Origin of the sequence: Sorangium sp. So ce1153, assembly GCF_051521595.1 — a bacterium.
GTDB lineage: Bacteria > Myxococcota_A > Polyangia > Polyangiales > Polyangiaceae > Sorangium.
In genome coordinates this window covers 13,286,013-13,301,498 of the sequence record NZ_CP150361.1, presented here as the reverse complement: position 1 = coordinate 13,301,498, position 15,486 = coordinate 13,286,013, and the positions used below count along the sequence as shown (strand labels likewise).

The window sequence follows — 15,486 nt, the reverse complement described above, 5'->3', positions numbered from 1 at the left end:
GCCCGGGCGCCGTCCAGGCGGCCGAGGAGCTCGCGCCGCCCTGGACGCCCTGCCAGAGGCAAGGAACGCCGCTCGTGGTAGAGCACGCCCCGTGCGCGCCCGCGTGATCCGAACCCTCCGTCCCTCTGCCGCGCTCACGCTCCTCTCCGCCGCGAGCGCGCTCCTCTCCGGCTGTACCGGCTGCGAGAGGCCGCGCGACCTCCCGGCCGGCGCCGTCGCGGCGTCGGCCACCCCCGCCGCGGCGCCGCTGCCGCCGGCGCGCGAGCTCGTGCACCTCGTCGACGAGCTGCCGAGCTGCGACCTCGAGCACCGAGGGCTCCTGCTCGACACGGGCGCGGGCGCGCTCCTGGGCCGCTTCGCCTGGCAGGCCTCCGCGCCGACCGGCATCAACGCGGTCGAGCACGACGGCTCCACCTGGGCCCGCATCTCCGAGCGGCAGATCAAGCTCACGTTCATCCTGCCGTCCGGGAGCCCCATCTTCGTATCCGCCCGCGCCGTCGGGCTCGCCTCCCGCTACGCCACCGTCTCGCTGGACGACCAGCTCCTCGGGACGCTCCGCTTCCAGCGCGACCAGATCCGCATCGCCTCGACCCCGACCACCACGCTCCCGGCCGACCCCGGCCTGCACACCCTCACCGTCCGGTTCTCCGGCCGGCTCCGCGAGGGGGAGTCGTTCGCCGACATCGACTGGATCCGCGTGGGCATCCCCGACGAGGACCCGGCCACCTATGGCCCCCCGACCCTGCGCGACGTCGTCGCGCCCGCCGCCGCGCTGTCGGGCGTCCCGCACCGGTCCATCGCGCTGCGCGCCCCGGGCGCCGTCCGCTGCGCCTTCCGCCCCTCCAGGGCGACGCGCCTCCGCACCGCCGTCGGCGTGCAGGGCTCCGCCGAGGGAGACGCCGAGATCCGCGTCCTGCGCGATGGCCAGGAGCCCCTCGTGATCCATCGCGTCCACGTCGAGGGCGGCGACAAGGCGACCTGGACCGACGTCGAGCTGCCGCTCGCGCCCTTCGCGGGCTCCCTCATCACCCTCGAGCTCCGCGCCGCGGCCTCGGCCCGCGGCGGACGCGTCCTCTTCGGCGACCCCGTCCTCGCCGGATCGCCCGAGCCTCCGCCGTCCGTGCCCGCGGCGCGCGCCGTCGTGATCGTCGCCCTGAACGGGGTCGAGCGGCCCGATCTTCCCCCCTGGAGCGGTCACCCCGAGCCGAGCCTCGCGACGCTCTCCGATCTCGCCACGTCGGCGACGACGTTCGATCACCACCGGGCGCCGAGCACGGTCGTGTCCTCCGTGATCGCGTCGCTGCTCACCGGCCTGCCGCCGTCGGCTCATACAGTCACCGACACCGGGGCGCGCCTCCCCGCGCGGATGACCACCATCGGCGCCATCGCGAGCGACAGCAGCGTTCGGACCGGGCTCTTCACCGGCGTCCCCACCACCTTCCGGGCGTTCGGGTTCGGGCCAGGCTGGTCCCGTGTCCTCGAGCACCCCCCGACGAGCGGCGAGCCAGCCACCACGCCGATCGACGCCGCCGCCGCCTGGATCAGCGAGACCGTCCGCCAGGACGCAGGGAACCGCCTGCTCGCGTTCGTCCACGCGCGCGGCGGCCACCCGCCCTGGGAGGTCAGCCCGAAGGAGCTGAACGCCCTCAAGCCCGCCGACTACGCCGGCCCGATCGAGCCGCGCCGCGCCGCGCAGGTGCTGGCCAGGCTGCGGAACCGGCGCCGCGACGTGCTCAGCCCCGACGATCGCGACCGCGTCCGCGACCTCGTCACCATCGCGCTCGCCGGCCAGGACCGGGCCCTCGGCAACCTCATCGGGACCCTGAAGACCGCCGGCCTGTGGGACGAGACCCTCTTCATCGTGACCGGCGATCTGGCCAGCGGCCGCTCCGACGCCGCGCTCTACGCCGAGGGCCTCGACCTCCAGGAGCCCGTCCTGACGCTCCCGCTTTATGTCCACTTTCCCGGCGATCTCTACGCCGGCCAGCGCGTCTCTGCCCCGACCGAGATCATCGACATCGCGCGCACCGCCATTGCCTCTCTCGGCCTCTCGTTCGCCCGCAAACCGCTCGGGAAGGATCTGGCGTCCGTCGCCTCGGGCCTCGAGGGCGTCGAGCGCGACCCCCAGATCGCCGCCCTCGGCGATCGTTACTCCGCGCGTTGGGGCAACCTCGTGCTTTCGGGGCGGCTCGGCGTTCCCCCCTTTCTCTGCGACCTCGAGGTGGACCCGACCTGCGCCTTCAACCGCCGCGACGTGATGCCGCTCGCCACCATGGCGCTGTTCCGGCGCATCGTCACGTTCGACCTGTCCGTGCGCGCGCCCGTGTCGCAGCGGGAGCCGGCCACGATCGACGCGGAGACGGCGGCCGTGCTCAACGTCTGGGGCGCGCAATGAGGCCCGCGCCGCGCGCGCTCACGGCCTGACGCGCGGAACGCGGAACGCGGAACGTGGAAGAGGAGAGCGAGAGCCGGAGAGCCCGCTGACGGCGCCCGAGCGTCGCGCCGGCGCGCGGCGAGAGCAGGGCGAGCAGCGCGAGCGGGGGCGTGCGGGGGCGTCCACAACGTCGCGCCGGCCGCGCGAGAGCGCGATTCGCAACGTCACGATGCCTCGCTCCGAGGCATCATGCCCCGCTCCGCGCGCGCCGCGGCGCCCCGCGCGCAGGGCCCAGCGACGTACGCCCGCGCCCGCGCGTGCGCGTGACGCGCTCGCCCCGCGCTCGCCCCGCGCGCGCTGGCGTGCGCGTGATGCGCTCGCTCCGCGCGCGCCGGGCGCCTGGCATGTTTCGCGCAAACGCCGCCAACCGCACAGGGCAAAGCGCCTCGACGGCGCTTCATCTTTCCGTGAGAGGAGTCCTCGCATGAAGGCGACCGACCTATTGAAGGAGCAGCACCAGGAAGTCGACGAGCTCTTCGAGCGCATCTCGCAGGCCGGCGACAACGAGATCAGCGCGCTGCGCGACGAGCTGGTGGCGAACCTCGTGGGCCACTCGGCCATCGAGGAGGAGATCTTCTACCCCGCGACCCGGGAGGCGCTCGGCGCCTCCCCCCTGATCGCGACCTCGTACGAGGAGCACTCCCTCGTCCACATCATGTTGCAGAAATTGCTCAGCACCGAGCCGGGTGACGAAAGCTTTCACGCCAGGCTGGGCGTGCTCAAGGAGCTCGTGCAGCACCACGTCCAGGAGGAGGAGCAGGAGCTCTTCCCGCAGGTCGAGAGCGCCATGGGCGCCGAGCGCCTCGAGGCGCTCGGCGACCGCCTGGAGTCGCGCTTCGACCAGGTGCGCAAGGGCAATGTCGAGGCGCTCCTGACGCAGAACGTCGCGAAGAGCATGCCCGCCGCCGCCAGCGGCCGCCGTACGCGTGCGGCGAAGCCGGCGGCGCGCAAGTCCGCGGCGGCCAAGCGTCCGCCCGCGAAGCGCGCGTCGACGCAGCGCGCCGAGCCGGCGCGGGGCGCGCAGAAGGGCCGTCGCAGCACCCCGGCCGCGACCGGGCGGAAGAAGGCAGCGGAGACCGCGCCGGCGAAGACCGGGCGAGCCGCGCCCGCGCGGAAGCCGAGCCGGCCGGCAAAGACGAGCCGCACGGGCCGCAAGGGCGGTCGCTCGAGCAGCGCCTCCGCACGGTGACGTCGGCGGTACGTCCGCGCACGTCAGCGCACGTCACCACAGTTCAGCGGCGCGAGGTCCGCCCGGAGGGGACGGCGGGACCCGCGCCGCTGCCCAGATCGAACAGCGGAAGCGTGCCGCCAGCCTTCGGGGGAGCGGCCTTCGGGGGAGCGGCAGCGGCCTCCGGGGCGGCGGCCTCCGCCGCGACCTCCTGCAGCAGGGCAGGGTCGTCGTGGCCGACCGAATTGACCCGCGGGGAGACGGGGCGCGCCGCGAGGGTGCCGCGAGGCGCGGGCCGGAGCAGCGCCTGCGCGCGGTCGACGTCAGCGACGTCAGCGACGTCAGCGACGTCAGCGACGTCCGCGCCGTGCGAGACGTCGCCGACGCCGAGCCAGAGGTCCACGTCGCCCGGGTCCAGCAGCACCGGCATGCGGTCGTGGACCGGCGCCACATCGGCGCTCGCCTCGGTGGTCAGGATCGTGAAGCGGATGTCGACCTCCCCGGTGTCGGGGTCCTTCGCCGGCTGGTACAGCCCGGCCAGGCGGAGCAGGCCGCCCGCCGCCGGGTGGAACCACGTCGGTCGCCGCGCGCCCTTCGGCCCGGTCCACTCGTAGAAGCCGTCCGCCGGCACCACGCAGCGGCGCGCCGCGAACGCCCCCCGGAACGTCGGCTTCGTCCGCGCGCCGTCGGCGCGCGCGTTGGCGAGCAGCGACGGCGCCGCGCCGCCCCTGGCGAAGCGCCCCAGGAAGCCCCAGGTCGCGGGCACGAGCGCGCGCTGGCCGTCCCGCGCGCGCAGCACGGGGTGAACGGTGGAAGGAGCGATGTTGTAGCGGGGCCGGTAGCGCGCGGCCGCCTTCGGGTCGGCGGCGATCGCGCGGGCTGGGCCGCCGGCCGCGCCAAAGGACGCCTCCAGGAGCGCTACGAGGGCCGCAAAGTCGGGAAGGGCGAGGGTGAAGCGCGCGCACATAACACTAGATTAGCGCCTTCGGCGCGCCTACAAGGGCGCTCCGGACGTTGGAGGAGGCCGCATGGTGGACAGCTTTGGCACGAAGAGCACGCTGACGGTTCAAGCCGATACATACACCTACTACAAGCTCACCTCGCTGGCGCAGGGCGGCGCTTCGCTCGACAAGCTCCCCTTCTCGCTCCGCATCCTGCTGGAGAACCTCCTCCGCCACGAGGACGGGCGCGTCGTCCGCAAGGACCACGTGGAGGCCGTCCTCAACTGGGACCCGAAGGCCCGCCCCTCGCAGGAGATCGCCTTCCACCCCGCGCGCGTGCTGCTCCAGGACTTCACGGGCGTCCCGGCCGTGGTCGACCTCGCCGCCATGCGCGAGGCGCTCGCGAAGCTCGGCGGCGACTCGCTCAAGATCAACCCGCTCCAGCCCGTCGACCTCGTGATCGACCACTCGGTCCAGGTCGACCGCTTCGCGTCCTCGACGGCCTTGAAGGTGAACGCGGCGCTCGAGTTCGAGCGCAACCAGGAGCGCTACGCCTTCCTCCGCTGGGGAGCGCAGGCCTTCACGAACTTCCGCGTGGTGCCGCCCGACCAGGGCATCTGCCACCAGATCAACCTGGAGTACCTCGCGGGCGCCGTCATGCGGCAGGGCACGCTGGTCTACCCGGATACGCTCGTCGGCACCGACTCGCACACGACGATGATCAACGGGCTCGGGGTCGTCGGCTGGGGCGTCGGCGGCATCGAGGCGGAGGCGGCGATGCTCGGCCAGCCGCTGTCGATGCTCATCCCCGAGGTCGTGGGCTTCAAGCTCCACGGCAGCCTGCCCGAGGGCGCCACCGCGACCGATCTCGTCCTCACGGTCACCCAGATGCTGCGGCAGAAGAAGGTGGTCGGGAAGTTCGTGGAGTTCTACGGCCCGGGCCTGAGCGCGCTCTCGCTCCCGGACCGCGCCACGATCGCCAACATGGCGCCCGAGTACGGCGCCACCATCGGCTTCTTCCCCATCGACGACGAGACGATCGCCTACCTCCGCTTCAGCGGCCGGCCGGCGCCGCTCGTCGCGCTCGTCGAGGCCTATTACAAGGAGCAGGGGCTGTTCCGCACAGACAGCACGCCGGACCCCGTCTTCAGCGACACGCTCTCGCTCGACCTCGGCGAGGTCGAGCCGTCGATCGCCGGCCCGAAGCGGCCGCAGGATCGCGTCCGGCTGAAGGACGCGAAGCGGACCTTCCGCGCCTCGCTGCAGGGCATGCTCGAGAAGGAGTTCACCGCCGCCGAGCCGGCCGCGGTGAAGGCGTTCCTCGAGGAGGAGACCGGCCAGGCCGCCGCGCGCGCGCCCGCGCTCGAGAAGGTCATGCGCCCGGCCGAGATCACCGAGGGCGACGCGCGCTACACGCTGCGGCACGGCTCGGTCGTGATCGCCGCGATCACGTCCTGCACCAACACGTCGAACCCGGCGGTCATGCTCGGGGCGGGCCTCCTCGCCAAGAAGGCCGTCGAGCGCGGGCTCACGGTGAAACCGTGGGTGAAGACCTCGCTCGCCCCCGGGTCCAAGGTCGTCAGCGACTACCTGCGCCAGGCCGGGCTCCTGCCGTACCTCGAGGCGCTCGGCTTCCACCTGGTCGGCTACGGCTGCACGACCTGCATCGGCAACTCCGGGCCGCTGCCGGACGTGATCGGCGACACCGTCCGCCACAACGACCTCGTCGTGGCGAGCGTCCTCTCCGGCAACCGCAACTTCGAGGGCCGCATCAACCAGCACGTGCGGATGAACTTCCTCGCCTCCCCGCCGCTCGTCGTCGCCTACGCCCTGCGCGGCGACGTCGACGCCGACCTCTTCAAGGAGCCGGTCGGCGCCGATCGCAACGGCGAGCCGGTGTACCTCAAGGACATCTGGCCCAGCTCGACCGAGGTCAACGAGGCCATCCGGACGGCGGTGCGGCCCGAGCAGTTCCAGGTGCAGTACGAGAACGTGTTCGCCGGCGACGAGGAGTGGCAGAAGCTCTCGGTCCCGAGCGGCCAGACGTTCGTGTGGGACGAGGCCTCGACGTACGTGCGCAGGCCGCCGTTCTTCGAGGGGCTGTCGAAGGACCCGGCGCCGCTCAGCGACATCCGGGGCGCGCGCGTGCTGGCGCTGCTCGGCGACTCGGTGACGACCGACCACATCTCCCCGGCCGGCAACATCGCCAAGAACAGCCCCGCCGCGAAGTACCTGGTCGAGCACGGCGTCGCGCCGGCCGACTTCAACTCGTACGGCGCCCGCCGCGGCAACCACGAGGTGATGATGCGGGGCACGTTCGCGAACATCCGCCTCAAGAACTTCCTGCGCCCGGGCGAGGAGGGCGGTATCACGGTGCACCTGCCCGACGGCGAGAAGACGACGATCTACGACGCGGCCATGCGGTACAAGGACGAGAACGTGCCGCTGGTCGTCATCGCCGGCGCCGAGTACGGCACCGGGTCGTCGCGCGACTGGGCGGCCAAGGGGACGAAGCTGCTCGGCGTGCGCGCCGTCATCGCGAAGAGCTTCGAGCGCATCCACCGGTCGAACCTGGTCGGCATGGGCGTGCTCCCGCTCGAGTTCGCGCCGGGCGAGGACGCGTCCACGCTCGGGCTCACCGGGCGCGAGGTGTTCGAGATCGGCGGCATTTCGGACAACCTCACGCCGGGCAAGAAGCTGAGCGTCGTCGCGACCGGGGAGGGCGGCAAGACGACGACGTTCACCGTCACCGCGCGCATCGACACGCCGAACGAGGTCGACTACTACCAGCACGGCGGCATCCTCCAGTTCGTGCTGCGCAGCCTGGGCACGACCGCCTAGCGGCCTCCGCGCCGCTCCCCGCCGCCCGGCTCGACGCGCTCGGTGCCGGCGCGGGGAGCGGACCCCGTCCGAATGCGGAGCGGCGCGTCGCGGCTGCTGACGCGCGTACAAGCTTCGGCTAAACCCTGGCGCATGCTCGATCCCCGCCACGTCGCAGATCACCTCGATGAGGTGCGCGCGGCGCTTGCTCGTCGCTCGCCCGCCGCCGCCGCCACCCTGGGAGACGACTTCGCCTCCACGGTGAGCACGCGCCGGTCGAGGATCCAGGAGCTCGAGGGGTGGCAGGCGGAGCGCAACGCGGCGAACGACGCGATGGCGCGCCTCGACAAGAAGTCGCCCGAGTTCGCCCAGAAGCGCGACGAGCTGAAGGCCCTCTCCGGCAGGATCAAGGAGGCCGAGCAGGTCGTCTCCGAGCTCGAGAAGCGGATGACCGAGCTGCTCTCCGGCGTCCCCAACGTGCCGGACCCCTCGGTGCCCGACGGCGCGGGCGAGGAGGGCAACGTGGTCGTCAGGACGTGGGGCGAGAAGCCGAGCTTCACGTTCACGCCGAAGAACCACTGGGACATCGGCACGGCGCTCGGGCTGCTCGACTTCGAGCGCGCGGCGAAGCTCTCGGGCGCGCGCTTCACGGTCCTGATGGGCGCCGCCGCCCGCCTCGAGCGCGCGCTCATCTCGTTCATGCTCGACCTGCACACGCGCGAGCAGGGCTACCTCGAGGTGCTGCCGCCCTTCCTCGTGAAGGACTCGGCCCTGTTCGGCACGGGGCAGCTGCCCAAGTTCGCCGAGGACCTGTTCAAGACGCAGAAGAGCGACCCGGACCGAGCGTACGACCTCTACCTCATCCCGACGGCGGAGGTCCCGGTGACGAACCTCCACGCCGACGAGATCCTCGACGGTGCGTCGCTGCCGATCGCCTACACGGCGTACACGCCGTGCTTCCGCAGCGAGGCGGGCAGCCATGGGCGCGACGTGCGGGGGCTCATCCGGCAGCACCAGTTCGACAAGGTCGAGCTCGTGCGGTTCTCGACGCCGGAGGACTCGCCCCGCCAGCACGAGATGCTCACGGCGCACGCGGAGGAGGTCCTGAAGCGCCTCGGCCTGCACTACCGCGTCTCGGCGCTGTGCGCCGGCGACCTCGGCTTCGGCGCGCAGAAGACCTACGACCTCGAGGTGTGGCTGCCCGGCCAGGGGGTCTACCGCGAGATCTCGAGCTGCTCGAACTTCGGCGACTTCCAGTCGCGCCGCGCCCAGATCCGCTACCGGCCGGAGCCGAAGGCGAAGCCGCGGCTGGTCCACACGATGAACGGGTCGGCGCTCGCGGTGGGGCGGACGGTCATCGCGATCCTCGAGCAGTACCAGCAGGCGGACGGGACGGTGGTCGTCCCCGAGCCGCTCCGAGCGTTCATGGGCTGCGAGGTCCTCCGCGGCAGGTAACACCATGGCAGCCGACGAGGAAGCCAAGCGTGAGCTTCCAGATGCGAGGAGCGCGCGCGAAGGAGGGGAGGGCGAGCGCCGCTCGCAGCTCCCGGAGGCGAGGAGCGCGCGCGAGGGCGAGGGCGAGCGGCGCTCGCAGCTGCCGGAGTCGCGGGGCTCGCGCGACATCGACGGAGAGCGGCGCTCGCAGCTGCCGGAGTCGCGGGGCTCGCGCGACATCGACGGAGAGCGGCGCTCGCAGCTGCCGGAGTCGCGGGGCTCGCGCGACATCGACGGCGAGCGGCGCTCGCAGGTCCACGCGCCGCCGACCCACGCGGAGACGTCCATGGCGCTCGCGCGCCGGCGGCTCCTCGAGCTCTGCAAGCGGCACAAGGACGAGCTGATCGACGACTGGATCGAGAACGTGCTGGCGCTGCCGCCGGAGCGGGGCCGGTACACCGATCGGCCCGTGGGCGAGGTGACCGAGAACGTCCGCTCCTGGCTCGCCGCGTTCACCCGGATCCTCGAGGACGGCAGCGCGGAGCTGCTCGACCAGTTCATCACGCACCTCGTCGAGCAGCGCTACGCGACCGGCTACTCGATCAGCGGGCCGCTGATCGCCGCCTCCGAGTTCCGCACCGCGGTCGCGGGCGTGCTCGACACGACGCACGACGACGGCGACGCGGACGGCACGTCCTCCATCGACGTGCTCCGCGCCGTCGACGCGCTGCTGCTCCAGTTCGAGCACCGCTTCGCCGAGGCGTACGCCCAGCGCTCGCTCTTCGCCTCCGAGGAGCGCTACCGCGAGATCGTCGAGCTCTCGTCCGACGTCCTCGCGACGATCGACCAGGAGGGCATGCTGACGCGGCTGAACGTGCGCTTCGAGGTGCTCTTCGGCCACTCGCGGCAGGCGTGGATCGGCCGGCCGATCACCGCGCTCGCGGTCGCGGCGGACGTGCCGGCCCTGCGCGCGCTCGTCATGTCCGCGTCCCGGGCCGACGAGCCGCGGGAGGCGACCATCCGCTGCGGGACGCGCGCCGGCCTCACCAAGGTGATGACGGTCCGGATCACGCGGCTCTACGGCGAGGACGCGTCGCTCGCGCTCATGCGCGACGTCACCGAGGAGGTCGCGCGCCGCGCCCAGATCCTCCACAGCGAGAAGCTCGCCTCGATCGGCCAGGTCGCGGCGAGCGTCGCGCACGAGCTCAACAACCCCATGGCGTGGGTGATGGCGAACCTCGAGCAGATCCGGAGCGGGGCGCACAAGCTCGTGTCGGCGGCGCGCCCGGTCGCCTCGGGCTCCTACGAGGACCTGCTCCGCGCCATCGACCTCATCGATCGGTCCTGCCACGAGGCGCTCGCCGGCGTCGAGCGGATGCGGGACATCGTGACCGACCTCAACCTCTTCTCGAGCAGCAGCGAGCGCAAGCCCGAGCGGGTCGACCTCGTCGACGTGATCGAGCTGGCGCTGCGCATGACGGGGCCGCAGCTGAGCCAGCTCTGCCGGATCGAGCGCCGGTACGGCGAGATGCCCCCGCTCGTCGGCTACCCGGGCAAGCTCTCGCAGGTGTTCGTGAACCTGTTCATCAACGCGGCGCAGGCGATGCCGAACCGGCCGCGCGACGAGAACATGGTGCGCGTGACGACGCGCTTCGACGCCGGCGTCCACCACGTCGAGGTGGAGGACAACGCGCGCGGCATGACCCCGGAGGTCGTCGAGCGGATCTTCGACCCGTTCTTCACGACGAAGGAGGAGAGCGCGCGCCCGGGGATCGGGCTCTGGGTGTCGCGCAACATCGTCGAGGAGCAGCACGGCACGATGACCGTGTCGAGCCAGCCCGGCATCGGCACGGTCTTCACGATCCGCCTGACCGGCCTCGACCCCGCAGATCTGCCCGCGCTCCGGCCGCCGCCCGAGCCGCCGCGCTCCTCGTCGCGCGGGACGATCCTCTTCGTCGACGACGAGCCGATGCTCCTCAACGCGTTCGCGCGCGCGTTCGAGGAGCGCCACGAGGTGCTCGTGGCGAAGAGCGGCCACGAGGCGCTCGACCTCCTGCGGGACCGCGGCGGCCAGATCGACGCGATCTTGTGCGATCTCCTGATGCCGCAGATGAGCGGGATGGCCCTGTACGACGAGATCGGCGAGCGCTTCCCGCAGCTCCAGCCGAAGATGGCCTTCATGTCGGGCGGCGCCTTCACGGCGAGCGCGCGCGAGTTCGTGGAGCGGGTGGACAACCCGAAGATCGCGAAGCCGATCTCGCTCGACGACCTCGAGCGGGTCATCGCCGATCTCCTGAGCGGCGGGCGGAAGAGGGGGCACTAGGTGGCCGACCGGGCGGCGAGCGCGGTCCGGGAGCGGGCGAACTGCGCGCGCTACCGGCCGGGGCAGCGGGAGGGTTTCTACGAAAGCTTCTTCCAGCGCGCGAACCACCCGACGCGCCCGCTCGCCTTCTGGATCCGGTACACGCTCTTCAGCCCGGCGCGTCGGCCCGAGGCTGCGGAGGGCGAGCTCTGGGCCGTCTACTTCGACGGCGAGTCGGGGCGCCACGCGGTCGCCAAGCGCGAGGTCCCGTTCGCCGGGCGGTGCGCCTTCGCCCGCGACGCCTTCTCGGTCGCCGTCGACGACGCCCGCCTGAGCCCGGGAAGGCTCGCTGGCGCGGCCGGCGAGGGGGATGACGCCATCGTCTGGGACCTCGCCTACGAGGGCGGCGGGGAGCCGCTCCTGCTGCTCCCGGGGGCGCTCTACGACGCGCCGCTGCCGAAGGCGAAGGCGCTCGTCGCCGCGCCGATGGCCGTCTACAGCGGCGTCGTCCGGGCCCTCGGGCGCGACGTGGACGTGTCGGGGTGGGTCGGCAGCCAGAACCACAACTGGGGGACGAAGCACACGGACCTGTACGCCTGGGGGCAGGTCGCCGGGTTCGACAGCCATCCGGACAGCTTCCTGGAGGTCGCCACGGCCCGCCTGAAGGTCGGGCCGTTCTGGACGCCGAGCATGACGCCGCTGGTCCTGCGGCACCGGGGCGAGGAGATCGCGCTGAGCTCGCTGGTCCAGGCGGTCCGCGCCGAGGCCTCGTTCGACTACTTCACCTGGCGCTTCCGGACCGAGACCGCCCGGCTGAGCGTCGAGGGGGAGATCTCCGCGCGCGCGGGCGATTTCGTCGGCCTCGCCTACAGGAACCCTCCGGGCGGCGTGAAGCACTGCCTGAACACGAAGATCGGGGCCTGCACCCTCACGCTGCGGCGAAAGAGCCCGGGTCGTGAGGCAGGGGTCGAGACCCTGACGACGGCGCGGCGCGCGGCGTTCGAGATCCTCACGGACGACCGCGGCCACGGCGTGACGATCCGCGCCTGATCCGCGCCTGATCCGCGCCGGACGCCAGCGGCCGGACCCGCCTGAACCGAGCAGTACAGCGGTCTTCCTCTGTCTCTGGTACATGCGTCACAGAGCGGCGGTCACCCGCACAGGAGACGGGCCCATCTCGACGTTTTCGGCGCGCAAGCGCACTCCTGTGCGCTGAGCACCGAAAACGTCGAGATGGGCCCGTATCCGAAGCGGGTGCCCGCCGCTCAAGAAAGGCGGATGTTGTGAGCCTCAAGCACCCCCGGACCATCCTCGTTGCCCTGGACAGCTCGCCCAGGGCGTCTCTCATCCTCGCGGAGGGCGTCGACCTCGCGCAGAAGCTCGGCGGCAGGCTGGTGCTCGTGCGCGGCATCGGGCTGCACCACAGCTTGCCGGCCGAGGCGCTGAACGAGTCGCCGACCCGCGTCCCCGAGATCCTGGAGCGGAGCGACAGGGAGGAGCTGGAGCAGCTCGCCGGCGACGTGCCGCCCGAGCTCCTCGCGAAGATCGTGGTCCACGTCGGCGTCGCCTGGGAGGTCATCTGCCGGACGGCCGATGAGGAGAACGCCGACCTCATCGTGATCGGGTCGCACGGGTACTCTGGCATCGACAAGGTGCTCGGGACGACCGCGGCGAAGGTCGTGAACCACACGAGCCGGTCAGTGCTCGTGGTGCGTGAGAGGCCGTCGGACTGACGCGGGGCCCGGCCTCAGGGCAGCCTGGCGATGAGCTGATCGCCCAGCTGCGGCTGATCGATCTTGCCGAACCAGATCCGCCAGGTGGCCTTCATGAAATCGAGGCCGCCGACCGTCGCGGTCCCGCCGCCCGCGACGGTGACGGTGGTCGCCTTCGCGCGCGGGTCGTACTCGATGGTGACCTCGGCTCCTTTCTTGAGGTCTCTCTCGAACGCCGCCACGAACCGTCCGATCTTCGTCGCGTCGGTGTAGTCGTTCATCGCGTAGGCGTCCCTCAGCGCCTTGACGATGGAGCCGCGATCGACGTCGCGCAGCATCGTCCAGACGAACTTCTTCCCCGTATCCATGTCGATGACAGCCTGCCTGGACCGCGTGGGAGGGAGCTGGTCCATGTAATGGCTGATCCGGTAAACCTCGATCTTCGCCACACCCACCGTCCTCACGCGGACGCCATCGCCCGTGAGCGTGTAGTCCGGTAAAGCGAAGAGGCTCGCGACAGCCAGGAAGATCGCCGCGAAAGCGGCGAGAAAAGCTGGAGATTTGCTTCGTGCGAGTTTCATCGGAATCGACCTCCTCTGGCATCGCCGGCTTCGTGCGGCGCTGTCCAGGCGCCGCGCTCGGGGATCACCAGTCCACCGCAGCGGCCGAGCAAGACCCGGACCGCAGCCGCAGGGACGTCGGGAGTCGCCGATAGCGGGAGATCGCGAGTCGTGCCCTGGCGACAGGCAGGGATGACCCATGGACGTGTGCTCGAAGGGGGCTCTGGCGGCGGGCAGCGGCGCGGCGCCGGGGCGAGCTGGCGGCGGGCGGTGGCGCGGCGCCGGGGCGAGCTCGCCCGGAGATCTTTTTCCAGCCCGGCCCGTACAAGCCGCGCGCTGGGGGTCGAGGAGAGCGCGGCGGAGGACGCGAGGTCCCCCGGTGGCCGCGCCATGGCTTTGCGGCGGAAGGAGCTTCTCTATGCGGACGATGCTCGCGGGATTGCTGATGGGATGGACGGCTCTCGGCTGCGCGGCCGGCGCGGCGACGGCTCCGGGGACGAGCGCCGCGGCCGCGGGCGGCGCGCCGGGCGCAGGAGCGCGGGAGGAGGGCGCGGCCGCCGCGGCGCCGCCGGCGCTGGTGGCGGCCAAGCCGCGCGAGGGCGCGGCGGCCGAGGCGCCCGCGCCGGAGCCGGGGCCCGAGCCGAGCCGGGGCGTCTGGATCGGCGCCGCTGGCGCGAGCGACTTCGTGCTGCCGGGGACGCGCGAGACGCAGCTCGGCGTGTGGGTCGATGTCCCGGCGGCCCGGCGCGGGGCGCGCGCGCCGGCCGCCGTCGCGCTGCTCGTGGACGCCTCCGGCTCGATGCAAGGAGCGAAGATGGAGCACGCCCGCGCGGCGGCGCAGGCGTTCGTCGACCGGCTGCCCGACGGCGACGTCGTGTCGCTCGCGTCGTTCGCCGACGCCGCGGAGGAGCGCGTGGCGCCCACCGTGCTCGGCCCCGCCACGCGGGCCGCGGTGGCGCGCGCCATCGCCGCGCTCGGCCCGGAGGGCAGCACCAACCTCTTCGATGGCCTCCGGCTCGCGGAGAAGCACGCGGTCATGGCGCCGTCGACGCACGCCGTCCGGCGGGTGGTGCTGATCTCGGACGGCCAGGCGAACATCGGGCCTTCCTCCCCCGACCTCCTCGGCGCGCTCGCGCAGCGCGGCGCCGACCGCGGGGTGCAGATCACGTCGATCGGGGTGGGGGCCGACTACGACGAGCGCACGCTGAACGCGCTGGCCGTCGGCTCCAGCGGCAGGCTGTACCACCTCACCGAGGCGCACGAGATGTCCTCCGTCCTCGAGCGCGAGCTGGCGCTGCTCCAGACGACGGCGGCGACCGGGGCGTTCGTCGAGATCGTCCCGGCGCCCGGCGTGGAGATCGTGGGCGTACCCAACGAGCGTTCCGACCGGTCCGGCGACGCGATCCGGGTGCTCCTCGGCACGATGTTCGGCGGGCAGCACCGCGAGATGCTCGTGCGGGTGCGGGTCGCCGCGCCGGCCGCCGGATCGCACCCGCTGGCGAGCGTGCGGCTCCACTTCCGCGACCCCGAGAACGGCAACGTCCCGCGCGTGCAGGAGGTGGTGGCCCGCTACGACGTGACGAGCGACCCCGCCCTCGTCGCCGCGCGCCAGAACGAGAAGACCCAGACCATCGCGGCGGTGATCGAGACGGGCATGGCGCAGCTCGAGGCCGCCCAGGACGTGAACTCGGGCAATTTCAGCGCGGCCGAGGCGAAGCTCGCCGCGGCGGAGGATCGGCTCCGGCAGCAGGCGGCGCGCGCCCAGTCGGCGAAGGAGAAGGGGCGCGCCGCCGACGCGGCCGCGGCGGTGGCGAGCGCGCGCAAGACCGCGCGCGCGGCCGCGGCGGCCCCGCCCTCGGCGCGGCGCATGGACGCGCTCGAGATGAACAGCGGCTCCCGGCTCTGGGCCGACCGCTGAGCCGCGCCGTTCAAGCGCCCAGCTGCGTCTTCGATTCCGTCGCTGAGTTCCCGACTGCGCCCTTGTATCCAGCGCTGGAGCGCCCTCTGCGTCTTCCTCTCCAGCGCTGACTGTCCAGCGCTGAAGTTCGGACTGCGCGTCTTCGTATCCACCATTGAGGCGCCTCCCGCGCCTCGACCATCCATGATGGCCGTGCG

10 protein-coding genes are annotated in these 15,486 nt (G+C 72.4%); 8 read left to right on the top strand and 2 right to left on the bottom strand.

The features are described 5' to 3' along the window. The first annotated feature begins 103 nt into the window (after positions 1-103). Positions 104-2,395 (top strand): sulfatase-like hydrolase/transferase, encoded by a 2,292-nt coding sequence (locus WME85_RS48500; RefSeq protein WP_437831831.1) that lies wholly within the window; start codon positions 104-106, stop codon positions 2,393-2,395. Between the two features lie 463 nt (positions 2,396-2,858). Beyond that, a complete protein-coding gene (locus tag WME85_RS48495) occupies positions 2,859-3,623 on the top strand; it encodes a hemerythrin domain-containing protein (RefSeq protein ID WP_437831828.1) in 765 nt (254 codons plus the stop codon). 43 nt (positions 3,624-3,666) lie between these two features. On the opposite strand, the gene WME85_RS48490 is transcribed toward WME85_RS48495, so the two are convergent. Then, a complete protein-coding gene (locus tag WME85_RS48490; protein ID WP_437831825.1) occupies positions 3,667-4,569 on the bottom strand; it encodes an SOS response-associated peptidase in 903 nt (300 codons plus the stop codon). 61 nt (positions 4,570-4,630) lie between these two features. Between WME85_RS48490 and acnA the strand changes: the two genes are divergently transcribed. From acnA to WME85_RS48465, 5 genes are all read left to right on the top strand, one after another. After that, positions 4,631-7,384 (top strand): aconitate hydratase AcnA, encoded by a 2,754-nt coding sequence (acnA, locus tag WME85_RS48485; RefSeq protein ID WP_437831823.1) that lies wholly within the window; start codon positions 4,631-4,633, stop codon positions 7,382-7,384. A gap of 132 nt (positions 7,385-7,516) precedes the next feature. After that, positions 7,517-8,818 carry a serine--tRNA ligase gene (serS, locus tag WME85_RS48480; RefSeq protein WP_437831820.1) on the top strand — a complete coding sequence of 434 codons (1,302 nt, stop codon included), beginning with the start codon at positions 7,517-7,519 and terminating at the stop codon, positions 8,816-8,818. A 4-nt stretch (positions 8,819-8,822) separates the two neighbouring features. Beyond that, on the top strand, positions 8,823-11,120 hold the full coding sequence (locus WME85_RS48475; protein ID WP_437831817.1) for an ATP-binding protein: 2,298 nt from the start codon (positions 8,823-8,825) through the stop codon (positions 11,118-11,120). Continuing rightward, positions 11,121-12,149, top strand: a complete 1,029-nt coding sequence (locus WME85_RS48470; RefSeq protein WP_437831814.1) for a hypothetical protein — start codon at positions 11,121-11,123, stop codon at positions 12,147-12,149. Between the two features lie 233 nt (positions 12,150-12,382). After that, a complete protein-coding gene (locus tag WME85_RS48465; protein WP_437831811.1) occupies positions 12,383-12,832 on the top strand; it encodes a universal stress protein in 450 nt (149 codons plus the stop codon). 14 nt (positions 12,833-12,846) lie between these two features. Here WME85_RS48465 and WME85_RS48460 read toward each other — a convergent pair whose 3' ends face one another. Then, positions 12,847-13,392 (bottom strand): chalcone isomerase family protein, encoded by a 546-nt coding sequence (locus tag WME85_RS48460; protein ID WP_437831809.1) that lies wholly within the window; start codon positions 13,390-13,392, stop codon positions 12,847-12,849. Between the two features lie 397 nt (positions 13,393-13,789). Here WME85_RS48460 and WME85_RS48455 point away from each other — a divergent pair, with 397 nt between their 5' ends. Beyond that, complete coding sequence (locus tag WME85_RS48455; protein WP_437831806.1) at positions 13,790-15,289, top strand: vWA domain-containing protein; 1,500 nt, start codon at positions 13,790-13,792, stop codon at positions 15,287-15,289. The last annotated feature ends 197 nt before the right edge of the window (positions 15,290-15,486 follow it).

Coding starts and splice junctions, on each gene's coding strand:
- WME85_RS48495 (WP_437831828.1), top strand. CDS start 2,859: ATGAAGGCGACCGACCTATTGAAGGAGCAGCACCAGGAAGTCGACGAG.
- WME85_RS48490 (WP_437831825.1), bottom strand. CDS start 4,569: ATGTGCGCGCGCTTCACCCTCGCCCTTCCCGACTTTGCGGCCCTCGTA.
- acnA (WP_437831823.1), top strand. CDS start 4,631: ATGGTGGACAGCTTTGGCACGAAGAGCACGCTGACGGTTCAAGCCGAT.
- serS (WP_437831820.1), top strand. CDS start 7,517: ATGCTCGATCCCCGCCACGTCGCAGATCACCTCGATGAGGTGCGCGCG.
- WME85_RS48475 (WP_437831817.1), top strand. CDS start 8,823: ATGGCAGCCGACGAGGAAGCCAAGCGTGAGCTTCCAGATGCGAGGAGC.
- WME85_RS48460 (WP_437831809.1), bottom strand. CDS start 13,392: ATGAAACTCGCACGAAGCAAATCTCCAGCTTTTCTCGCCGCTTTCGCG.
- WME85_RS48455 (WP_437831806.1), top strand. CDS start 13,790: ATGCGGACGATGCTCGCGGGATTGCTGATGGGATGGACGGCTCTCGGC.